19 protein-coding genes and 1 pseudogene are annotated in these 23,067 nt (G+C 46.8%); 9 read left to right on the top strand and 11 right to left on the bottom strand.

Features of this window, described 5'->3' with window-relative positions:
• Positions 1 to 326: 326 nt before the first annotated feature.
• The 4 genes and pseudogenes from MMG82_RS00905 to MMG82_RS00890 all read right to left on the bottom strand — a co-directional run bounded on the left by MMG82_RS00905 (position 327) and on the right by MMG82_RS00890 (position 5,227).
• Complete coding sequence (locus MMG82_RS00905; protein WP_241406269.1) at positions 327 to 1,715, bottom strand: tetrathionate reductase family octaheme c-type cytochrome; 1,389 nt, start codon at positions 1,713 to 1,715, stop codon at positions 327 to 329.
• Between the two features lie 47 nt (positions 1,716 to 1,762).
• A complete protein-coding gene (locus MMG82_RS00900; RefSeq protein WP_241406268.1) occupies positions 1,763 to 3,493 on the bottom strand; it encodes a DUF3373 domain-containing protein in 1,731 nt (576 codons plus the stop codon).
• Positions 3,494 to 3,672: 179 nt separating this feature from the next.
• Complete coding sequence (locus tag MMG82_RS00895) at positions 3,673 to 4,002, bottom strand: c-type cytochrome (protein ID WP_011718452.1); 330 nt, start codon at positions 4,000 to 4,002, stop codon at positions 3,673 to 3,675.
• Positions 4,003 to 4,494: 492 nt separating this feature from the next.
• Positions 4,495 to 5,227, bottom strand: a pseudogene (locus MMG82_RS00890) (SDR family oxidoreductase).
• Positions 5,228 to 5,386: 159 nt separating this feature from the next.
• Between MMG82_RS00890 and MMG82_RS00885 the strand changes: the two are divergent.
• Complete coding sequence (locus MMG82_RS00885; RefSeq protein WP_023266905.1) at positions 5,387 to 6,226, top strand: LysR family transcriptional regulator; 840 nt, start codon at positions 5,387 to 5,389, stop codon at positions 6,224 to 6,226.
• 64 nt (positions 6,227 to 6,290) lie between these two features.
• Here the strand turns inward: MMG82_RS00885 and MMG82_RS00880 are convergent, their stop codons facing one another.
• Complete coding sequence (locus tag MMG82_RS00880; RefSeq protein ID WP_172589031.1) at positions 6,291 to 7,829, bottom strand: tetratricopeptide repeat protein; 1,539 nt, start codon at positions 7,827 to 7,829, stop codon at positions 6,291 to 6,293.
• Positions 7,830 to 8,065: 236 nt separating this feature from the next.
• Between MMG82_RS00880 and MMG82_RS00875 the strand changes: the two genes are divergently transcribed.
• Together MMG82_RS00875 and MMG82_RS00870 are read left to right on the top strand one after the other, a co-directional pair.
• Entirely contained in the window at positions 8,066 to 8,548 is a 483-nt protein-coding gene (locus tag MMG82_RS00875) for a hypothetical protein (protein WP_241406267.1), read from the top strand.
• A gap of 418 nt (positions 8,549 to 8,966) precedes the next feature.
• Complete coding sequence (locus MMG82_RS00870) at positions 8,967 to 10,142, top strand: type III PLP-dependent enzyme (protein ID WP_037422364.1); 1,176 nt, start codon at positions 8,967 to 8,969, stop codon at positions 10,140 to 10,142.
• Between the two features lie 62 nt (positions 10,143 to 10,204).
• Here the strand turns inward: MMG82_RS00870 and MMG82_RS00865 are convergent, their stop codons facing one another.
• The gene (locus tag MMG82_RS00865; protein WP_037428200.1) at positions 10,205 to 10,417 is read right to left on the bottom strand and encodes a DUF465 domain-containing protein; all 213 of its coding nucleotides are present in this window, start codon (positions 10,415 to 10,417) and stop codon (positions 10,205 to 10,207) included.
• A 413-nt stretch (positions 10,418 to 10,830) separates the two neighbouring features.
• Here MMG82_RS00865 and udp point away from each other — a divergent pair, with 413 nt between their 5' ends.
• Entirely contained in the window at positions 10,831 to 11,589 is a 759-nt protein-coding gene (gene udp / locus MMG82_RS00860; RefSeq protein WP_037422367.1) for a uridine phosphorylase, read from the top strand.
• Positions 11,590 to 11,697: 108 nt separating this feature from the next.
• On the opposite strand, the gene MMG82_RS00855 is transcribed toward udp, so the two are convergent.
• Complete coding sequence (locus MMG82_RS00855; RefSeq protein ID WP_144376309.1) at positions 11,698 to 12,450, bottom strand: outer membrane protein OmpK; 753 nt, start codon at positions 12,448 to 12,450, stop codon at positions 11,698 to 11,700.
• A 488-nt stretch (positions 12,451 to 12,938) separates the two neighbouring features.
• Here MMG82_RS00855 and MMG82_RS00850 point away from each other — a divergent pair, with 488 nt between their 5' ends.
• Genes MMG82_RS00850 through MMG82_RS00840 form a run of 3 tightly spaced genes read left to right on the top strand, consistent with a single transcriptional unit; the run spans position 12,939 to position 15,288 of the window.
• Positions 12,939 to 13,409 (top strand): NfeD family protein, encoded by a 471-nt coding sequence (locus MMG82_RS00850; RefSeq protein ID WP_241406266.1) that lies wholly within the window; start codon positions 12,939 to 12,941, stop codon positions 13,407 to 13,409.
• Positions 13,410 to 13,420: 11 nt separating this feature from the next.
• Entirely contained in the window at positions 13,421 to 14,356 is a 936-nt protein-coding gene (locus MMG82_RS00845; protein WP_037422376.1) for a slipin family protein, read from the top strand.
• Complete coding sequence (locus MMG82_RS00840) at positions 14,356 to 15,288, top strand: stomatin-like protein (protein ID WP_037422379.1); 933 nt, start codon at positions 14,356 to 14,358, stop codon at positions 15,286 to 15,288. Before MMG82_RS00845 ends, MMG82_RS00840 begins: the two co-directional genes overlap by 1 nt.
• Positions 15,289 to 15,505: 217 nt before the next feature.
• Here the strand turns inward: MMG82_RS00840 and MMG82_RS00835 are convergent, their stop codons facing one another.
• The 4 genes from MMG82_RS00835 to priA all read right to left on the bottom strand — a co-directional run bounded on the left by MMG82_RS00835 (position 15,506) and on the right by priA (position 21,073).
• A complete protein-coding gene (locus MMG82_RS00835; RefSeq protein WP_023266915.1) occupies positions 15,506 to 15,730 on the bottom strand; it encodes a hypothetical protein in 225 nt (74 codons plus the stop codon).
• A gap of 567 nt (positions 15,731 to 16,297) precedes the next feature.
• Entirely contained in the window at positions 16,298 to 16,999 is a 702-nt protein-coding gene (locus tag MMG82_RS00830) for an SPOR domain-containing protein (protein ID WP_241406265.1), read from the bottom strand.
• Positions 17,000 to 17,002: 3 nt separating this feature from the next.
• Positions 17,003 to 18,748 (bottom strand): arginine--tRNA ligase, encoded by a 1,746-nt coding sequence (gene argS, locus MMG82_RS00825; RefSeq protein ID WP_037422386.1) that lies wholly within the window; start codon positions 18,746 to 18,748, stop codon positions 17,003 to 17,005.
• Positions 18,749 to 18,859: 111 nt separating this feature from the next.
• A complete protein-coding gene (priA, locus tag MMG82_RS00820) occupies positions 18,860 to 21,073 on the bottom strand; it encodes a primosomal protein N' (RefSeq protein WP_172588112.1) in 2,214 nt (737 codons plus the stop codon).
• Between the two features lie 104 nt (positions 21,074 to 21,177).
• Here priA and MMG82_RS00815 point away from each other — a divergent pair, with 104 nt between their 5' ends.
• Positions 21,178 to 22,239, top strand: coding sequence for a FimV/HubP family polar landmark protein (locus tag MMG82_RS00815; protein WP_069454187.1), 1,062 nt, complete (start codon positions 21,178 to 21,180; stop codon positions 22,237 to 22,239).
• Between the two features lie 179 nt (positions 22,240 to 22,418).
• Positions 22,419 to 22,631: a 50S ribosomal protein L31 gene (gene rpmE, locus MMG82_RS00810; RefSeq protein ID WP_037422397.1), complete on the top strand. Its 213-nt coding sequence runs from the start codon at positions 22,419 to 22,421 to the stop codon at positions 22,629 to 22,631.
• The last annotated feature ends 436 nt before the right edge of the window (positions 22,632 to 23,067 follow it).

The following is a 23,067-nucleotide window of genomic DNA, read 5'->3' as shown; positions in this document are numbered from 1 at the left end:
TTAAACCGAAAACCTTTTACTCTAGTTTTGTCCACTGACCGCAATTTATAAAGATAACCAATTCATCTAGTCGTATGTCGTAACACTCCAGGATTAAACGGTCTTGAAAGTCGTAGGGCGAGATAAAATGTAAGTCTGGCGGTGGTGACATCATACTCACTCAGGCAAGTCACGAATTTATTGGTTGCATTTACTCGTCTATTAACTCGAATTAAGGCGATGTTGTGAGGTAAAAAGAGAGCTTAGCCAACGGCATCAGCTCTCGAAGGTCGCAGGGAAGCGATAATCGCTTTAGCCTCGGATAGGCTTTCAGCGAGTCAGTACGATTATTGTTGTTTGTGTTTAGGGCCTTGTTTGTTTTTCATCGGGTCACCTTGATAGCCCAAGGCTTGCCAATCGAGGCGAGTGCCTTTGTTGTGGCAATCATTACAATTAAGCGCTTGTTCTTTTGGTGAGACCATGTGGTTGATCCGCCACCACATTTCGGTGGCGGCAAAGTCATATTCACCACTGTATTTGATGCCTTTTTCAATCATGGTGGTGTTAACCTCCATGCCCAGTTTCGCCGCTAAATTCCAATCAAACTCGCTCCAATATCCGCCTTTGCCGTAGGTTTTCGGGGTGATAAAGATATTGAGTTTTTTGTCGTAAATCTGCTTACCTGTATGTACCTTAAAGGGATAAATCTTGGCTTTAGCGTCGTTAATGTCGCCCATAGGGTAGGTCAGCTTGGTGACGACTTTCGGGTCCATCTTGTCCCCCGCCATATAAGCGTTTGCGGTGCCGTTGTACCAAGCGTACTGTGGCTTGACCATTTTTTCCCACACAAAGTCACCCTTTTTCTTCTGATAGGTGTGTTTGCCGTATTGATCTACGGTCTCAGGTTTATCATCACCCGCAGTTGACCAATCCCAGTGCATCTTGGTGGGCTCATTCTTAGCGAAGAATGGAATATGGCAGGTTTGGCAGGCCACGGTTGCGGTATGGGTATTGAGCTTTTTGTTGCTGTGCGGCGCGCTCTCGTGGCAGTTTTCACAACCAATGTGGTCGAGGCCGCCTGGGGAGACGCCCATGGCATTACCCGAGATTTGATGCTTTTCAGTGGTATGACAGTTTTGGCATTGGAAGTTATTGCCGTCGCTGTCCATGTGCACATCGGTGGCTTTATCGGGATAGGCCATAGAAGAGTCGAGATCCCCGTGCTTGACCGCATCACCACCGCCACCATAGAAATGGCAGCTACCGCAGTTATCCCGCACGGGTTCACCCACGTTTTGCGCGATCTTCACCAGATCGAGTTTAGCCATAGGCTCGCCTGCACCAGCGGGGTCTTTCACATAGGTGCCTGTAGTGTCGTGGCAGACAAGGCAGTCCACTTTAGTTTTGTCTTTAAAGTCAAAAGTGTTGTCCTTCCAGCCATAGCCTGCGTGACAGCTAGTGCAGCGAGGCTCGTTGCTGGAAATTGACACACAGAAGTTATTAATACTGTTTTTCTTACCGCGTAATACGGTTCTATCGGGTAGCTTTTGTTCTAACTCCCATGTCCAGTGGGAGGTTTTCATCATATCTGTGGCTTGTTCTTCGTGGCAGGTTAAGCACTGCGTCGTGACTTCAGAACCTGTGGCGAAGGGGCCTTTAAGGACGTCTTTATGGGGATTAGCGGCCTGCGCTTGCAACGCTATACCCGCCAAGGCAATAACAATGAGTTTTTTCATTCTGTACTCCTGCCCTCGGCGATACCGAGGGCTGAATGGCGTCTAGGTTAGAAGTTAATAGTCAGCGAGGCGTTCACATCGAAGGCCTTATCGACCACCGGCAGCATTGAGTAGGCTGAGCCCGCTAACACGTCATCGATTTTTTGTGGTGCGCCCACAGGCGTGCCGCTACCTGTGTATTCGTAGTCGTAGTAGAGTCCGGCCAGTTTGATAAACATCTTGGGATTGATATCAAAGATGTAATAGGCTTCGCCAACGTGGCCACGGGTGGCTAACTTGCTGCCAATAGGGTCATCTTGAGCTTGGGTGAAGGGCGTCCAGTATTCGGAACCATAGTTATATTCCAAACCGAATTTGCCGTAGGGCGCGGGGATTTGAATACCCACATAGATGCCATAACCATCTTTGCTCTCGGTATCATCGCTGGTTTTCGGCACCATGATGATTTCGGTCCCAGTGCTGTTGAGTTCCGCTTCAAACACCGCATCGGATAACATGCCGCCGAACATGCCGGCATTGCCATTTGGCTCTGCGCGCGTCCAGCCTAGTGACGCAAACCATTTGATATCGTTAGCTTCTTCCCGTGCAAAGCCAATGCCGCCAAGGTACATATCACCAATGACGCCGCTAGGTTGCACTCGGGTGACAAAGTTAAAGTTGTCAAACTTTTGCATATCTTGGTACATGGTGGGGGCAAAAATGCCTGCCAGTTGGGTCGGGAAGGCCATTGTGCCTTTAAAGCCATCGTTGACGTCTTTGGCACCAAACAGGGTGAATTGCAGGAAGTTAGTACCATCGTTAATAGCATCGATATTAAAGCCACCGAGATGAGTATCTTTGGTAACGATATCGCCAAACATTTCGCCATTACCCCATTGGGATTCAAAGCCTTGGCCATAACAGAAGCGAACCACTTGCCCCTCAACGCCAGTGATTTCCCCTAGGTTGTAGCCTAAGGTGGCACCGTCGAAGTTAAAGTTAACTAAATGGCCTGAAGGCGTACCGCCACGCAGTTCGTTTTCACGGTAGTGGCTTGGTGGGCCATAGGTAGATGGGCGGCGGCCAATGGAGAGGTAAAACTCGGAGCCGTTGATGTTTTTCCAGTCGAAATAGGCGCGCTCGACCCGCAGCCAGTCACCACTGGTGTTGCCGCTGCTGGTGCCATCCATTGTGAATGAGCGCCAAGAGTCGAACACTTGCACGCCTGTGGAGTCGCCCCAGTTTTTGTACATGCTCAGACGACCGGCAAAGCTGACGTTATCCCATACCTTGGCCTTAAGGTTTAACCGCAGGCGAGTGGTGTAAAAGATATCGTTATCAATATCTTGGATATGTTGCTGCGCGAGTACATAGGGCATGACGCCCTGTAACATGCCATTTTGAAAGGCGGCGGCCAGATCGGGATTGGCTTGCATCATCTGGCCGAGTGGCGAGTTAGGATCGTTTGGCATCCCAAAGGCGCCGGACATGGCCTTGGCGCCAAAGTCATTAAAGTCCACCTTAATGGCGGGGTTCCAAACAACATCGCGGTAATGCAGTGAGTGGGCCTTGGTTCTAAAGTCGCCGGTGATTTCTAGGCGGTCTAACGAGGTGTGGCGTTCGGTTTTATCGACGCGGCTATTGAGTTCATCGAGCTGTTCGGTGATATCGGCCAGTTGTTGTTTCAGCTCGGCCATTTTTTGGGTGTCGGCTGCTGTTTCGTTGGCTGCGGCAAAGGTTTGGCCGGACATAAACAGCGCATTAGCAACCAATATCGAAATGAGTGTACGTGTACGCATAGGGTTTCTCCCTGAGTGTTCCGCTGGCACTGGCTCAAGGCTCTGTGCCAAATTTACCCAACAGGAGTCCCTAGGGTGTGCTCCCCATGTTGCTCTTATTGGGCTTTAATTTTTATATCAATGGGTTAACTTGCAGTTGCAGGCCTGCGGTTATCCCTTTGCTTTAGGCTTGGCAGCGATTAACCGCAGGTTTGCGGCTGCTCCGAGTCGGCGGCATGGTCATACAGAAATTGCTGTATATCTTTGAGATCTTGCTCGGTGAGGCCGTTGAATACCTCAGGTTTGAGTTTGTGTTTATCTTTGTCGAAGAAGCGATCCCATTGGCTCATGGTTTTGCTCATTGGGGTTAGCTCGCCACCTTCACCACCTTGGCTATGGCAGGCTTTACATTCTTTTTTATAGAGGTGTTTCCCTTTTTTAGGATTACCCCCTTCGGCGGCATAGGCTTGAAGGCCTAAGCTGCTAATTAGTGCGACGGCAATTGCGATCTTAGTTGAAGTTTTCATCATCTCATCCTTTCTTAATTGTCATTCACATGACTTTGTTGGTGGAATGTGGCTATTGCTTCCACCTTGTGAATAAATTTATCAAAGGTGATGGGATGTTTATTTGAGGTATATCACTTTCATTAAAAAAATCTAATTGATAAAAATTTCATTGATAAAAATCTAATTGACTGAAGAGGGAGTGACTTTGACAGATATTTACATTTTCAAAAACAACAGGTTGTTTTTACAGCTAAATTAGTGTTTTGTGTAATAGAGTGGATTTAAGGTTGTAAAGGTCTGAAAATGGAAGTGATCGAGTTAACACTTTGTAAAATTTGCAATATCTAAAGTAGTTATTCGAAATGATTTAGCTCCATTTTCGCTGTATGGAGGGGGAGATTTTGTCTACTAGGTGTTGATAACGCTTGACTGAGTTTTAAATTTTTTAACGCAGCTGCACTCGCACACTGCGTTTCACCCATGATTCTGGCGAGGTCGCGCCAAGTAAGTCGCTTAAGGTTGCTGGCGTGTTGGCGCTAACACTATCTCACGCACACAGACATTTTGTGGTTGTTGCCAGGCAAAGAGTGCCGCTGCGGCAACGTTTTCGGGGGCGATCACCCCGCCCATTTGTGTTTTCCAATCATGGTAACCCGCTTTGATAGCGTCATCCGTTGTGTGGCTTAAGAGTTCTGTTTCTACCGCGCCAGGGGCGATGGTGATCAGGCGCACGTCATCCATTGCCACTTCTTCACGAATATTTTCGGTTAAGGCATGCACGGCAAATTTAGTGGCGCAATAAGCCGCATGGTTGGGGGAAGGTCTTACGTCCCGCCACTGAGCTGATGTTGATAATGGTGCCCGTTTTGCGCGCCTTCATTCCGGCTAAAACCGCATGGATACCATTGAGTACGCCCATTACATTGATATTGAGCATACGGCTCCACTCGTTAGGATCTTGGGTATCGATTTGCCCAAGCAACATGACGCCTGCGTTGTTGATTAGGCAACCCACAGGGCCAAACTGTGCTTCCGCTTGGTTAATCGCCGCCTTGATAGCGTCTGCATCGGTTACATCAACGCTGATGGATAAACTGTTTGGTAAAGCAAGGGCTTGCATTGCCTCGACGCGGCGCGCTAACAGTAAGAGTGGGTGTCCGGCAGCACTAAAACTTTTAGCGATAGCTGCGCCAATACCAGATGAAGCGCCTGTGATCACAACGAGGGATTTATTGGGCTTTGTCATTTGAGTTTCCTATCTTTATCTGCGAAGAATACGGTTAATTGAGCAATATCTAGCTTGTTCATCAGTATAGATGGGGATTTTTAGGCTGGAAAATACTTATTCCCACTGGATATGATAGGATTTTCCTATGACATATGCTGGGCAGACTGGTGAAGGCTGATGGTAGATTTACGCTTATTACGCTTTTTTATCGCAATTTATGAAGAAAACAATATTACCGCGGCGGCAACACGTTGTTATGTCAGCCAGCCCTCGCTCTCTGCTGGGCTTAAACAGTTAGAGGAAGAGCTTGGCGGCGCCTTATTCGAGCGCAGTAAAAAGGGCGTAAAAGCTTTGGATAGTGCCCACTATCTTTATCCACTGGCGGTTAAGTTGGTGGAGGAAGCCAGTAAATTACCCGCTCTATTTATGGCAAAAGCGAGTCGACAAAAGCTGCGCTTAGCCGTGATGCCCGATCTGAGTCAGCGTCGTCTTGCAGGGTTATTAACTCAAATCAATCAGGCGATTAGCCATTTAGATTTAGAGCTGGTGGATTATCAAAGCCCTGCGGATTGCAGGTTAACCTTAGACAGTTTACGCCATGAGGATGAAGTGTTTTTTCCGTTATGGGAGGAGGACTATGTGCTGTGTGTGCCGAGTGAGCATAGGCTTGCGCAGCTCAGCAGTATTCGCCCCGAAGAGTTAAGCCAGTATGACTTTATTGAGTGCCCACCCTGCGAGGCGCATCAGCAAACCATCGGCTTACTCGCCTGCAGCAATTTGTCGCTCAATTTGGTGGCGAAGGCGGAATCTAAGTCTTTAGTGATGTCGCTGGTTCTGGCGGGATTTGGCGTGAGTTTTCTCCCCGATGGATTAATCGAAGACGAGCCTCGACTTAAACAGATTAAATTCGATGGGCCTAGGATGTTTCGCCGTATTGGTTTGTGCTATCCATCCCATCAAACCGTTGCGCCTACGCTGGCAACATTGCTGCGGCATTTGAGCAAAACCACGGCTTAAGCCGTGGTTTTTAATAATAGGGTTTGGCCAAACGGCTAAACCCTAGTAATCAGCAATTTAATCCTTATTCATTACTCTGTAAGTAAGGTGCTAGCTGAGTTTCAATCCTCTCGATTTCATCTTGGGCATACAACAACTCGGACTCTGTTAAGCGGGATTGAGCCTGTTGCTGATACAAAAGCTGATCGCTATTCATCCCGTATTTGCCAAAGTTGCGCAGTAATATGCTCGACCAAATATATGTCTGAACCGGTTTATCAATCGACTCATGGCGGTTGATATCAACGAGGGCTTGCATGCCATCTTGGCTGCCCAAGTCGGCAGCTTTACGGTACCAAGTCTCTGCGGTTTGCAGCGCTTCGCGGCTCGGATGTTCACCCTTGCGGCAGATTTCTGCTTGGTTAAGGTAGTAATAAGTTTGCTGCTCATCGGGGATAGGATGTTGATGTAGAAAGTTATTACACAGGTTTTGGGCTTCGCGGATCTCTAGGGTGCCCAAGCGCTTACTGAGCTTCTCATATGCGTCTTGATAGTCAGTAATATGGCTCATGGCCGCCAGTTGGTAATACATTAAGGCTTTAATCGGTTGGCGTGATACGCCTAAGCCTTCCTCGTAGATTTTACCTAGACCGAATAGGGCTTCTTCTTGCCACTGGGACGCCAGCGTCTCGAATTCTGTTCTTGCCTGCTGGTAGTCATTATCCGTTTGTGGGTCGAGTAGTTTAAGGTGTGCCAGCGCTAATTTGGCAAAGACATTATCAGCGGCGCAGGATTTTTCTAGCCAGTGGCGGGCCTTGCCGTAGTCGACGGCAAAATCTTCACCATAGAGGAAACGTTTGCCTAGGTAATACTGGCGAAAATCATTTTCTGCGGCATATTCGCTGAGTAGGGCTTCGGCACGGACGAGATCCTTGGGGCCACCTTGGCCTGCGGCCAGCATATGGCCTAGGTTATCTTTTGCGAGTTCATCACCGGCGGCGACGGCTTTCTCAAAGTATTCCCGCGCTTTGCTATAGTCGGGCGTGACACGTTCATCATGCCAGTAGAGTGTACCTAAGTGGTAATAGGCATCTTGGTTTCCTTGGGCAGCCGCCTTTTCGAACCAGTAAATGGCTTGGGTTGCATCGGGATCGAGAAAGGGTTGTCTGAGATACAAATAGGCGAGCTCATATTGAAACTCGACTTGCCCCGCTTCAGCACTGGTTTTGAGCTGTTCTACCTGTTCGCGTAACTGCTCGGGTGTTTGTGCCTCTGTGGCGACCAAGCTAGTTAGGGTGAGCATGGGTAAATATTGCGGATCGATCTCGGCGGCTTTTCGATACCAATATTCAGATGCCTTGGGATCGGCGGGGACTTGTAGAAATCGACCCGAATACAGCTCGGCCATGGCAATGGCGGCCACGGCAAATCCCTTATCAACGGCTTGCTGAATATAGTTTAGGCCTGAGTTGACTTCGCCCTGATTGATTAATGTGAGTCCATGATTGAGTAGCGCCGAGGGTTCCCCTGCGGCAAGCGCTTCGGCTTGAATCTTCTTTTTTTGGTACTTTGCGAAAAAAACAAAGAGTACGATAAAGGCTATAATGATAAGTATCAACAACATAGTATTCCGTCACTATCGATATTTTGGCAGCACAGTAAACTTGTAACAGACTAAAATTGCAAGTGTACTGTTTGAAGTTAGGTCGCTAAGTCTGATATATCCCATGCGGGTGGACGTCTTTTAAAGACGTATTCGTGATGCATTGTGAAGCGTATCATGTAATAGCTCGGATTAAATGAGCAGGATACCAGACTCGGGTATGCTATTGCCCGTATCTAAAATGGAGCTAAGTGTTTATGAGAAAGCTGTTGTTGTGCCTGTCCTTCCTTTTCACTCCCATGATGGCGTTGGCTACAAGTTATGTAGCGGGAGACGCGATAAGCCCTATTTCATTGCAAGATCAAAATGATAAGGCGGTCAGTGTTACCGAACAAACCAAAGTAGTGCTCTTTAGTCGTAGCATGAAAGGTGGCGATATCATTAAAGAAACTCTAACGCCTTTAACGGGGGATAAGTTTCCTGCGCATTTAGTTTATGTGGCTGATATCAGTGGTATGCCATCGCTGATAGCCAAATTTGTGGCTGTACCACAAATGCAGGAACTGCCTTTTGCCATTGGTTTAGACAGGGAAGGGCAGATTAGCCGCCTATTGCCCGATAGCAAAGATATGGCAACCATGATTTTATTGGATAATCTCAATATTCAAGATATTGCTTACTTTGACTCCAGCGAAGCCCTAGGCCAAGCCTTAGTCAAATTAAATGAGTCACAGCAGTAAAGTCGTAGGACTACGCCCTATCTGAGGGGGAGATATTTCCCCCTCTTTTATATCTGACTAATCCTTATATAACACTACAGATGTGTTTTCTCGCTCGGTATTACTACGCCGTGGAACTTAAGGTTCATCCTATCGTTTTCTCCCTGATAATCTGCCCTTAGCTAAAGTGGCTGCCATCTTAAAAAATTCATTTTTAGCGCTAATAAAGCTCAAGATTCTTTGCAGAACTCTTATGCATAATTATCTGTTTTAAAAATAGTTTTTTTAGGTCCAATTCGGCTTAATATTTGTTGGAATAAAAAGTTAGTTATTAAGCATAAAAATTCGTTGCGTTAACTAAAAAAATAGCGTTTACTGCGCACGTTTTTAAGACACATAACGACTTTTTATCATCTGACCCAAAGGAGACTCTGGCCCAATGAGCCAATTTCAATCTATTGATGTTGCTGACTATTATGATGCTCAAACCTTCAAACGTATTGAAGAGTTTGCGAAGGATAAAGCGACCCCGTTCGTAGTGATTGATACCAGTATCATTGCGAAACAATACGATGACATGGTTAATAGTTTTCCTTATGCCAATGTTTATTATGCAGTTAAGGCAAACCCCGCGGCTGAGATCCTGACATTACTAAAAAATAAAGGGTCAAACTTTGATATTGCCTCGATTTATGAGCTAGATATGGTTATGAATGTCGGCGTTACAGCTGACCGTGTTAGCTATGGCAATACCATTAAAAAGCGCCAAGATGTACGTGCTTTTTATGAGCGTGGCGTGCGTATGTATGCATCGGATTCTGAAGCTGACTTACGTATGATCGCCGAAGAAGCGCCAGGTTCACGCATCTATGTGCGTATCCTGACCGAAGGCACAGACACCGCCGATTGGCCACTGTCTCGTAAGTTTGGTTGCCAAAATGAGATGGCTTATGAGCTGTTAGTGTTGGCGAAGGAATTAGGCTTAGAACCCTACGGTATTTCATTCCACGTGGGTTCACAGCAACGTGATATCGGTGCTTGGGATTCGGCGATTGGTAAAGTGAAAAGTATCTTCGATCGTTTGCGCGATGAGCACAATATTGTATTGAAGATGATCAACATGGGGGGCGGTTTCCCTGCGAATTATATCGACAAAACCAATCAACTCGGTGTCTATGCTGAGCAAATCACTCACTTCCTGAAGGAAGATTTTGGTGATGATCTTCCCCAAATTATTTTGGAGCCGGGTCGTTCGCTGATCTCTAACGCTGGGGTGCTGGTGTCTGAGGTGGTGTTGATCAGTAAGAAATCCTACACCGCATTAGAGCGTTGGGTGTTTACCGATGTGGGTAAGTTCTCTGGTTTAATCGAAACCATGGATGAGGCAATTAAATTCCCAATCTACACCCATAAACAGGGTGAGCTGGATAAGTGCGTGATTGCTGGCCCAACCTGCGACAGCGCCGACATTATGTATGAGCACTACAGCTATGGTTTACCGAATGACCTAGCGATTGGAGACCGTATGTACTGGTTAACCGCCGGTGCTTACACCACGACTTATTCAGCGGTGTGCTTTAATGGCTTCCCACCACTGAAGGATTACTATCTGTAATCGGTCTTAGATAGCAACAAAAAGGGCGCTGCGGCGCCCTTAGTTTTTCCCGTGATAGCAGCTTAGCTGTGGGATTTGAGAATTTGATAGATCTCTTCTTTTAAGTGGAGTTTTTTGCTCTTGAGCTCTTTCACTGCGGGATTGAAATCACTACCGACACGTTTTTCCAGTTGTTTGATTTCCTCATCTAATTGATTGTGCTCGTTGAATTTACGTTGAAAATGAGCATCTTGGGTCTTTAAGGTGGTAATCAGATCTCGGTACTCTGGAAACATTGGCGTTCTCCTTGTCGTCTTTCTACTGTGCTTTGGTTTCGTCTTAACCCTAACCTTAGGCATAATGAATAAACGTGATATGGATCAATATTTGTCCTTCTACAGGTTAATACTAAAGCGTGATTTCAGCAAATCAGCTATAAATCAATGATCTATATCTTTTATATTGCTTGATGTGGCGATTGAGTCAGATCTGACTCACACTTTATTCCACGTAATTGATACAAGCTCACAGAAGCATCACAGATTTGCTATCTTTGTGATCAAGCTGTAATAGATTTGGTAATTACATTACGGATGAACAATTCTTCTTGCCGATAATTCTGTGATCAAGTTAACCTTCACCGCTTCGATACTAGGTTAAAGTCGATTATATAAGAATTTTACTATCAAAAATGAAAGGGGTTTTCACGATGGCTGATGTATTTCATTTAGGTTTGACCAAAGCGATGCTCGATGGCGCTACGTTGGCGATTGTGCCAGGCGATCCTGAGCGTGTAAAACGTATTGCTGAGTTAATGGATAATCCAACGTTTCTTGCAAGCCACCGCGAGTACACCAGCTACCTAGCGTATGCTGATGGTAAGCCAGTGGTGATTTGTTCTACCGGTATCGGTGGTCCATCAACGTCGATTGCAGTTGAAGAGTTAGCGCAATTAGGCGTGAATACCTTCTTACGTGTTGGTACTACAGGTGCGATTCAACCCCATGTGAATGTGGGTGATGTGATTGTGACTCAAGCGTCAGTACGTTTAGATGGCGCGAGCTTACATTTTGCACCAATGGAGTTCCCAGCAGTGGCTAACTTTGAATGTACCACAGCTATGGTTGCTGCGTGCCGCGATGCGGGCGTAGAGCCACATATTGGTGTTACCGCATCTTCAGATACCTTCTATCCAGGTCAAGAGCGTTACGACACTGTCACTGGCCGTGTGACCCGCCGTTTTGCTGGTTCAATGAAAGAGTGGCAAGAAATGGGCGTGCTGAACTATGAAATGGAATCAGCTACCCTATTTACTATGTGTGCGACTCAAGGTTGGCGCGCTGCCTGTGTGGCGGGTGTGATCGTAAACCGTACTCAACAAGAAATTCCTGATGAAGCAACAATGAAGAAAACCGAAGTCAGTGCGGTTTCTATCGTGGTTGCAGCGGCTAAGAAGTTACTCGCGTAATCTTGGTTCAATATCACTCCCCTGCAAAGCGAGTGGCTCAATAACAAAAAAGGTGCCTTGGGCACCTTTTTAATGTTCAAAAGTAACTTTGATTTTTGCCAGTCACGGTTAGAAGTGGTACTGAGCAATCACAGAGTAAGTGTCTTGGTCGACACCTTTCACGCCGTATTTATTGGTCCACAGATCGTACTCGATACCTACCAGCAGTTTATTTGCCTTATGGTCACCAAATAGGCTCTTACCTAAATCGTATTTAAGCTGAGGGTTAAAGTGGAAGTTCTCTTCATAACCACTGTTGTCTGTTGCAAATACCCAATCGATAAAGCCATCGAGAATGATGTTAGCAGACCCTACAGGGATATCGATTCTGAATACTGGGGTGAACTGCCAACCATCACTGATGTTGCCTGAGCTCATCGCATCGCGACGATAGGTGTTGAAGTTAAGGTAAGTAAAGTAAGGCACGGCAACATCGACCCCTAAGCCATAGAGCAAGCTATGCACAGGGCCTTCACCTTCTTCGTAGGTGAGGGCTAATGAAAGATCGGTAATTGGGCCGAAGGCAATCTTTTCGCCGAGGATTTTACTCGCGCTAAAGCGCGGTGAAATCTCTCCGTAGGTGGTGCTATCCATGCCCGTGTGGTCGCCTTTGAAATAGATAAAATCTTGGAAGGCAAACCAATCACCGTATTTCCATGCACCAGCGGTTTCGAGTGTGACTGTCGTTTGCTTGTCCGAAGGAGCCAAGTCGTAGTCTTCGCCATAAAGGGCGGTTGCACTGAAATCCCACCACTGTACTAAGTCACCAGCAAATGCTTGAGGTGAAAGCATTAATGCTAGACATAGGCATGTCTTTTTCATTGTTATTTCCTGTTGTAGGGGTAGAGGTTAATAAGGTTGTACTCAGTTCCTGCTCTGTGCACTGTATGGCAAAGCGACTCAGGTGTTGTGTCTTGAGTCGACCCCCGACAGAGAGCTAGGTCAAAAGTGCGGGCAATATATGCAAAAATTTACAATTATTCAAAGTTTTTATCGAATGTTGTTGTGAAAATCACATAATCATATTGTGGGTTTGTATTTGCTTAATTTATTGATTTTGTATGATTATTTATTGTTTCCATTCTTGTTTGTTGATGTTTTAAGCTAACTTTTTGAATTGATTGTGCTTAATTTTAGAACAGAAACCCATAGCGTTTTCACTATAAGGCGATTCAGCCTATTAGTCAGCTTCAGTTATTTCCCTTGCTGTCGTGTAAAAATCGGCGTATAAATTTATGACATATTATGTCGCGCGTCTGTTGTTCTGCTGCTATAGTGCTGCACTGGATGCTCTCATTTCAGGGGGAAATATGGAGTTTTCGAATCTGATTGTCATCTGGTCTATTATCGGGATTATCTTGATGCTAGCGGAACTGGTGATACCCGGAGGTATAGTTGTGCTTCTTGGTGCCGCCTGTTTAGTGGTCGCAGGTGCCTTAGGTATTGGCCTAGTGGAAGGCCTAGTTCAAAGTCTGACACTGTGGTTTATGTCGGCCATTGTTCTATTGCTTGCCTTTCGGCAAGTCACACAAAAATTGGTCGGTGGGGATTCCCATGTGGACAACACCGATGAAGAACTTGATATCTACAATCAAATCGCTCGAGTGAAACAAACCATAGGCCCAGGACAAACGACAGGAAGAGTCGAGTTTCAAGGGAGCGAATGGCCCGCATTGGGGGATGGTAGTGTCATTGCTGCGGGCACTGAGGTCAGGATTATCTGCCGTGAAAACATTGCCCTAGTGGTTGAGCCTGTTCATCAGGCAACGTCTCAAAACTAAAGGATGAGTCTATGTTTGTGTTTACCTTAATCATTTTATTTGTCTTGTTTATTCTCTATAAGCTCATGCTAATAGTGCCAATGCGTGAGGTGCATGTCATTGAGCGTTTAGGGAAATTTCGCACAGTACTCCAACCGGGATTTCATTTCTTAATTCCCTTTTTCGACCGTGTGGCCTATCGCCACGATACCCGTGAGCAAGTGCTCGACGTGCCGCCACAAAGCTGTATCTCCAAGGATAATACTCAGCTTGAAGTGGATGGTTTAGTCTATCTCAAGGTCATGGACGGTAAATTAGCGAGCTACGGTATTGAAAACTATCGTAAAGCTGCCGTCAATCTGGCGCAAACTACGATGCGTTCTGAAATCGGTAAGCTCACTTTGAGTGAAACCTTTTCCGAGCGTGACCGCTTAAACGAATCCATAGTGCGCGAGATTGATAAGGCATCTGAGCCTTGGGGGATAAAAGTGTTACGTTATGAGATCCGCAATATCACGCCATCGCGCCACGTGATCCATACCCTAGAAAAACAAATGGAAGCCGAGCGCCGTAAACGCGCTGAAATTACCCTAGCCAATGCTGAAAAGGCTGCGATGATCAATATGTCAGAGGGGGAACGCCAAGAAGCGATTAACATTTCTGAAGGCCAAAAACAGAAGCGTATCAACGAAGCTAAGGGCACAGGCCAAGAGATTGCCATTATTGCTAAGGCAAAGTCCGAAGGCATGGCAATGATTTCCCAAGCGTTAGCGGTTAATGGCGGTACCGATGCGATGAATATGTTGTTAAAAGAGCAGTTTATTGCTCAGGTTGGTAAGATCCTCAACGATTCGCAAGTGTCGGTCGTCCCGGCTGAAATGGCAAAACTCGAAGGATTCTTCGAAGGAATGGAACAAGTCACCCAAACCGTGGCTGGCCATAATGCAACTAGCAAAGGAGCACGCTAATGGAAATCCCATTGAATACTGATGTCGCAGTAATGGTTATTTGGGGACTGATTTTCGCCATATTTGTGATTAAGCTGTTCCAATCCATTCGTTTAGTCCCGACTAAATCGGCCTATATCGTTGAGCGTTTAGGTAAGTACCACTCGACGTTAGATGCGGGTTTCCACACCCTGATCCCATTTGTCGATAAAGTGGCTTATATCCATGACTTAAAAGAAGAGACTATCGACGTGCCACCACAGGAGTGTTTCTCGAGCGATGAGGTGAATGTGGAAGTCGATGGGGTGATTTATATCTCTGTTACCGATCCTGTGAAGGCAAGCTACGGCATCACCGACTATCGTTATGCGGCTATCCAGCTGGCACAGACCACCACGCGCTCAGTGATCGGCACCTTAGATCTCGATCGCACCTTCGAAGAGAGGGATGTGATTTCCGCTAAGGTAGTGGAAGTGCTCGACCAAGCAGGCGCCATGTGGGGGATCCGCGTGCATCGTTATGAGATTAAAAACATTACGCCGCCCGAGACGGTGAAAAACGCCATGGAAATGCAAGTGAATGCCGAGCGTGAGCGCCGTGCATTACTGGCAAAGAGTGAGGGTGATAAGCAGAGTAAGATCAATCGTTCCGAAGGGATTAAAGCGGAAACGATTAACCGTTCTGAGGGGGAAATGCAGCGTCGTATCAACGAGGCCGAAGGTAAAGCGGAGGAGATTTTAACGCTGTCGCGTGCCACGGCGGAATCGATTGAACGTTTAGCAACAGTGATTGCCGCTCCTGGTGGCCATAACGCACTGCGTATGCAACTCGGTGAGCAGTACTTTAAGCAGCTTGATGGGTTAAGCCAAAAGTCTAGCCGTATTGTGTTGCCCGGTAATATGGTCGATTTCGATTACTGGATGAATAGCATAGGCTTAAAAGAGAAAGCTTAAGACACTAAACCATGCAGTTGCTTAAATATTCATAACTTAAGCACCAATAAACCTAAGGCCAAATAGTGATATTTGGCCTTATTTTTTGCGGTTTTGCATAGGATTGACAAGGATGATTGGTTGAAAATGTTTCGGACGAATGTATCTAATTGACGCGGTACAGGGGGAATTCAATGAAGCCATCCGTTGGCGTTACATTGTATTAAGACTAAGCGCGTTAATAGGCCAAACGTTCAGATATTTCGGAGTGGGAATGGGTTTCGATAAGCCGCGCTATAGTGTCTTGTTCAAGTACTGCTAAGGCGGAAATTTCGTTGTAAATCTTATCCTGCACATCTAAAGGCATGTGAACATGCTCCATAAACATCCGGATACTTAAGGCGTCACCACTTTTGAACAGTTGGCTAAATTCAGAGGCTTCGATCTCGATTAATGCATTCATAATACTTCACCCTGAGGTTGGTTTTTGGAGAGTAGACAACAGGTTTTGCTGTTTATTAAGAGATACGCCTAAGTTTGATCTAGGTCAATTAAACGCCATATTAATCTTTCTTAATAAACAAATTTACTGTGTAAAAATAGGTGGTTATAAATTCCATAAAATGAAGTTGTGACTTATACCAATCACATTAAATATCTAATCAGTTCAGAGCCTCACAGGCATCTCAATCCAAGGCGCATTGACGCAGAAATGGTTATTCCCTTTTAAGTCAATGTAACACGGGAGTGAGATGCCTGTGAGGCTCCCGAAGGGCGGGGTTGAACGTGCTTTATACTGCGTTTAAGGCTTTCGACAGAGCGCCACTATGCCTTCAAGCCTTCGCCTTGTCTAAAGCCCGTTTAACTCCCGCTGAATGAACAGATATTTAATACGATTGGTATTAGCTCAATGTTTAAAGCGAGGCGAAAGAGGGTGGTTGGGAGCGGACTTCAGTTGGCAAGAAGATAAAAAATCGCGGCGCGTGATGGCTCACGCGCCGCGATTCAGAGACTCATTTTCCGAGTAGGATTACTTAGGAATGGCTAAGAGTTGGCAGCCATTGATCCCTGCATTTTGCAAGGTGTGACGCTTACGCTCGGCATCACGTTTGCGCTCATAAGGCCCGAGGATGACTTTGTACCAAGTGCCTGAGGTGCCCTCAATTTGTCTGACCTGCGCTTCTAATCCTTGGAATGCAATCACGGCCTTCATCTGGTTCGCCTGCGACTCCTGACGGAATGAGGCGCACTGCAATTGATATTGCTGTGGAGCACGCGTTGCCACGACATCAGGAATATCCACTTCGACGTGTTTATTCTCAAGCTCGTCCAGATAGGTCCATTCTTCCTTGGGTTTTGGCGGCAAGGCATTCGGATCTTTCTTCGGCACTTCAACTTCAACTACCGGCTGTTCCTCTACCGGAGCGGCGACGGCGACTTCTTGGCGCTCAACCTCTTTCACCTTTGGCGTTAGCGTTGCAGCGGGTTCTCTTGCCTTCACTTCTTTTTCTGTTTTGACTTCTACAGGCGCTTCCTGCTTGGCCGTGTCTTTAATGCTCCACAGAAAATAGCCAAAACTGCCTACAGCAATAAAGGCAAACAGGATCAGAGGAATTGGAAGTTTACGGCGAGGAGGGGCCTTTTTAGCCGCAGGCCTTGCGCGTGTCGCGCGAATCGGGCGCGGTTTTGCGCCCGATTGCGGTCTTCTGTTGGCATAGTCACGATTGCTCATGGCTTACATCCGTTCTAGGGTTTCGATACCTAGTAGATTTAGGCCTTTTTGCAGAGTGCTCGCCGTCAGTTGTGACAGCAGTAAACGACTGTGTTTTTGCTCGTCGTTATCGGCTGCAAGCACTGGGCAGGCCTCATAGAAACTAGAGAAAGCCCCTGCTAATTCATAGAGGTAACCGCAGAGCACATGTGGTTGGCCTTTGTCGATAACACGGCTTAGGATTTCACCAAACTGCGCCAGTTTGTTGCCTAGATCTTTCTCTTTTTCGTGGTCGAGTACGATTTTGGCTTGGCTTAAGTCAACATCGGTTGCACGCTTGAAAATGCCAGCGACACGGGTGTAAGCGTATAACAGGTAAGGCGCGGTATTGCCTTCAAAGCTCAGCATTTGCTCGAAGCTGAAGATGTAATCGCTGGTACGGTTTTTCGATAGATCAGCATATTTTACCGCGCTGATCCCAACTACGCGGGCAATCTCTGCAAGTGTCGCTTCATCCATATCTGGATTCTTACTGCGAACTAATTCCAGCGCGCGGCTGTTGGCTTCGTCGAGCAGATCAACTAATTTCACCACACCACCAGTACGGGTCTTGAACGGACGGCCATCTTCGCCATTCATAGTACCAAAGCCTAAGTGCTCGAGTGACATATCCTCGCGGACAAACTTGGCCAGTTTGGCAAGGCTAAACACTTGCTGGAAGTGCAGTGCTTGGCGTAAATCAACAAAGTACAGCACGCGGTCGGCTTTGAGTACACTTGAGCGGTAACGCATCGCGGCTAAGTCGGTTGTGGCGTACAGGTAACCACCATCGGCTTTTTGAATGATAACCGGCAGTGGTTCGCCTTCTTTTGTGCGGAAGGCCTCTTGGAAGACCACTTTGGCGCCGTTGCTTTCGGTCAATAAACCTTGGGCATCTAAATCTTTAACAACTTGCTCTAAATCAGCGTTGTAGGCGCTTTCACCGTGCACATCGGCGCGGGTTAAACTCACCCCTAAACGCTCGTACACTTCGTGGCAATGGCTTAGCGAAATATCGTTAAACTCGCGCCACAGTTTGTTGCAGTACTCATCACCGGATTGCAGTGCAACCACAAGCTGACGGGCGCGGGTAGCAAATTCGGCAGACTCGTCAAAACGCAGTTTGGCGGCGCGGTAGAAGGTTTCGAGATCCGATAACTCTAATTGGGCTTGTTCGCCATTGGCTGCACGTAATTCTTCCATGTAAGCCAGCAACATACCAAATTGGGTGCCCCAGTCGCCCACGTGGTTTTGACGGATCACTTTGTGGCCTAAAAACTCGAGGGTGCGCACCACGCTATCGCCGATGATGGTTGAACGCAGGTGACCTACGTGCATCTCTTTGGCGAGGTTGGGTGATGAATAATCCACAACGATAGTTTGTGGTGCGGGTAATTTGATCCCTAAATGCGCATCGCCAATCGCGGCTTGTAATTGGTTAGCCAGTGCGCTGTCATCGATGAAGAAGTTGATAAAACCTGGGCCTGCAATTTCAACTTTTGCCACATAGGCGGAGGCGGGAAGGTTGTCGATGATCAGCTGTGCTAATTCACGCGGATTTTTACCTGTTGCCTTGGTTAGCATCATGGCTACGTTGGTTGCCAAGTCGCCATGGCTCTTATCCTTGGTTCGATCTACTTGAATTCGGGCCTCAAAATCCGCAGGTAAAATACCTTGTTGTTTAAAGGATTCGATAGTTTGTTCAAGTAATGATTGGATATGTGATTTCATGGGTTAATTAGCTACTAACTTTAAGAGTGAATACAGGGAATAACCGCGTATTTTAGCCGTTTGTGGTGACTAATTGCTATCTTCCCGATGATTTTTTATCAAATTATTGAATCACAACAGATCCTGTGGATCCCTATCTAGGCTCCAGCGGCAGCGTTTGGCTTCGGGCAGTTGTTCCACAAGCGGATAAATACGCTCAAACTCCTGCTGTAATCTATGTCTATGTTTGGCTTGAAACATCAACTGACGGCGGAACTTACCGGCCTTTCGATCGAGTGGTGCGGGCATTGGGCCGATGATTTCAAACTCTTTATCTTGGGGCAGCAAGGATGCAAACGCATTAAGAAAATTGTCAGCATCTAAGGCAGAATGCGCCTCGGCGCGCACCAGTACCATATGCCAAGCGGGTGGCAAGAGCGCCATTTGCCGTTCTTTTAATTGGCTGCGGGCAAACTCACCATAACCGCGGTGGAGTAAATCCCTAAGGATCGGGTTATCACTCTGGTGAGTTTGCAGAAGGACTGTACCGGGTTTATTGGCCCGCCCAGCGCGGCCCGCCACTTGGGTATAGAGTTGGCCGAAGCGCTCTGGCGCCCTAAAGTCGGCGCTAAATAGCGCACCATCGACATCGAGTAAGCCCACTAAGGTAACATCAGGGAAGTGGTGCCCTTTGGCCAGCATTTGGGTGCCGACGAGGATCTTATACTCGCCCTTATGAATCGCACTTAAATGGTTTTCAAGTGAACCTTTAAGGCGGGTGGTATCGCGATCGATACGTACCACTGGATATTTTGGAAACTCCAATTGCAGTGCTTCGGCGAGCTGCTCGGTACCAATACCTTGCCCCATCAACATGGTGCTGCCGCAATTATGGCATTGCCTTGGGATGGCATATTGATTACCACAGTGGTGGCAGCGAATTTCCCCAAGGGATTGATGTACGGTAAAAAATGCATCGCAGCGGTCGCATTCATGTAAGTGCCCACACTCGTGGCAGAGCAGTGCTGGCGCAAAGCCGCGGCGGTTTAAAAATAGTAATACCTGATTGCCAGCCTCTAAATGGCTGCGGATCTCGTTGATCAGTGGCGCCGACATGCCCGCCTTGAGGGGCAGGTTTTTAATATCGATAATACCTTGGCGTACTTTTTTAGCATTACCAGCCCGCTCACCGAGTTGCAGATGATGATAACGGCCACTGAGCGCATTTTGCAGGCTTTCTAGGGAAGGCGTTGCTGACCCTAAAATCACTGGGATTGATTCTAAATGCCCACGCATTACCGCTAAGTCGCGGGCATGATAGCCAACGCCTTCTTGCTGTTTAAAGCTGCTGTCGTGCTCTTCGTCGAGGATGATTACACCGGGAAATGCCATCGGCGTAAACAATGCTGAGCGAGTACCAATGATGATGGCCGCTTGGCCACAGCGAGCTTGCCGCCAGGCTTCGAGGCGCTGATTGTCGGTTAAACCTGAGTGTAGCACGGCAACATTCACTTTAAATCGGCGTTTAAAGCGATTGATGGTTTGCGGCGTGAGGCCAATTTCAGGCACTAGAATAAGTGCTTGTTTACCTTGCTTAAGGATATGTTCGAGCAAGGCTAAATAGACTTCTGTTTTACCCGAACCGGTAATGCCCTCGAGCAGAGTACAGTGATATCCTTGTTGCTGGGTTAATACCGTTACGGCAATTGCTTGCTCTTTATTTAGCCTGTGGGGCGTTTCATCAAGTTCGAGTTGGCTGCGCCAATCGAGATTGAGCTCGGCGAGTTTTTCGTGGCGGGCAATCCAGCCTTTATCTTCTAAGGTTTTGAGCGCGGTCTTGTTCAGCGCTAGGCTGATGACTTCTTCCTGGGTGAGACTGGTTTGTTTTAGCTGTTCGAGTAATTTTTTTTGAGCGGGCGCGCGCTTTAAGGTTTCTGGCGCAATATTACTGCCTAGCTCTGTGATGTGCCAGTACTGGATTTTTTGTGGCGCGGCATCTAGGCCCTTGCGCAGTGCTACAGGTAAGGCTTGAGTGAGCATTTGGCCTTGGCTGCAAAAGTAGTATCGGGCCGCCCATAGGGTTAATTTATAGAGCGATTCTGGCAATAAGGGCGCGTCATCAATAAACTCTATAACGAATTTCAGTTGCGTTGGCGCCAGATCGCAACTGTCAGTAATGGCGGTGACGAGACCAATAAGTTGTTGGCGTCCAAAGGGGACTTTGACCCGAACGCCAATTTGTGGCTTGGCTTGGGGGCTATCATCGCTTTGCTCGTTTGTCTTTACGCGATAAGTAAAGTTTTGCCGCATAGGCACAGGTAACGCAACTTCAACAAACAGTGACATATGCTGGGCGAGTCTAAAAGGGAAATGAGGTTTAGTGTACTCAGCGCGGCTAGCAAGGGCTAGTCCTAATGACAGTTTATCCAAGGATAGTTGAGAGTAAGTAAATGACTAAAATAGCGAAATCATTAGGACTCTTTGCCTTAGTATGCAGTGCTGCTGTGCAGGCACAGGTTTCCCATGTCAGCATCAACAATCGGATGTTTGAATTGGGCGCCTATCCCAAAATGCGCGTGAATGTGATCAGTGATAATCAGGATATGACGCGGCTTGAGTTTGTGTTGCATCAGTCCAGTGGTGAAGAAAAGCTGATGGCTGAGCAGCTTAATCGTTTTTTGATATTGCTGACGGGAGTTGAGGATGTCACTGATCCTAAGGCACGCTTGTTAGTTCGTGAATATCGAGTCGATCGCTGGTATGAAGTGAAAAATCTGCCGCTGTTTGATAATACTTCCTCTGCGACGTCTTCAGTATCGCAAGCAAAAACCGCGGTTGTTAAATCAAGCAAAGCAGCCAAAGCCGAAACTAGTCAGTTGGCGGCAAGCTCTGCTAAAAGTGACAAAACCACAGTTAAATCAACTAAGGTTGTGCAAGAGGTGAATTTAGTCACCGCTGAAGCAGATGTTGCGCCCGTTATTGTGGCGGCTGTGACGGCAAACGTTGCTGCGCCCCGCGCTTCTGGATTTACCTTCCCAGAGGATAAGCCTGACGCGAAAGCATCCTCAGCTTCGAGTTTGTCTACAGAACCTTCTATCGCTAAGCCATCGACCGAACCATCTGCTGCCCAAGTCTCATCTGCAAACGCAGATATGGCAAAAGCTGATAAGAGTATAAATGGGATTGATGTGTCTGAAGCTAAGACAGCCGAAGTGACTAAGATTGCTAGCTCGACAAATGCCAATGCAACAAGCTCGGGTGAGTGTATGTTGGATTATCACAACGAGACCCTATGGCGGATTGCCAATCGCTATGCCCTTGAGTGGCAAGTCAGTGTATATGGTGCGATGTTGGCGATTCATGACGCTAATCCTAAAGCATTTGCTAAAAATCGTATCAATGCCTTAAAGAAAGATGCCATTTTAACTTGTCCATCGGCTGAGATACTCGCGCGTTATCCCGATGCACAGGCCGCTAAGGCGAGTTTCGAAGATAGGGAAGCTGGCCAATAAAAGCTGAGACAAATGGGCAGTAAACAAGTGGATTATCGTTAAAATGCTCAGATAATCTACTTGTATCCGCTTAGGTGATACTGTAATATCCTGCGCCCTAACATATCCGTTATTAACTGCATGTGGTGTCCGACTTCGGGTTGGAAGAGCGACATGGCCTTACTTTTGAGGTAACCCCAATGAAACCAGGTATCCACCCAGAATATGCAGTAATCACTGCAAACTGTACTTGTGGCAACGTAATCAAAGTAAACTCTACTGCTGGTAAAGACCTGCATTTAGACGTTTGTGGTGCATGTCACCCATTCTACACAGGTACACAAAAAATTGTTGATACAGGCGGTCGTATCGACAAGTTCAACAAGCGTTTTGGTATGCTTGGCAAGAAATAATTGCGTTAGCAATATTTCTCTCGAAGGCGCCTCTGGCGCCTTTTTGCTTTTTGTCGTTAGCTGGCACGTAATCGCTACTTTTTAGCCTTTCTGGTACGACTTCAATTAAAAAAACACCACTATCACTTTCTTCCTGTTGAAATTGCGCAAAATCGACTTATTTATAGTAATTAACGATAAGATAATGCGGGTTAGTGTCTTTATTGTAATTTAGTCAACATTTTTTAGGTTTGACCACAGTTTTACCCTTGTTTTATTGCATATTTTCGTTTGTTTTCTACAAAATTAAACAGGTAATCATCCGTTATCGACTAAGATAAGTTTGTAAAACTTAGCTTAGGGCGACAATTCAGCCGTAAAGGCGAAATTTCTCAAGATCTTATTTAAAATGTGACCTAATTGGCGTATCTTACCCCGACCTGCCACCCTGTTTAAA

The organism is Shewanella sp. MM_2022_3 (genome assembly GCF_022557375.1).
In the GTDB taxonomy this organism is placed as follows: Bacteria; Pseudomonadota; Gammaproteobacteria; order Enterobacterales; family Shewanellaceae; genus Shewanella; species Shewanella xiamenensis.
This window is presented reverse-complemented; position numbering and strand designations above follow the sequence as displayed.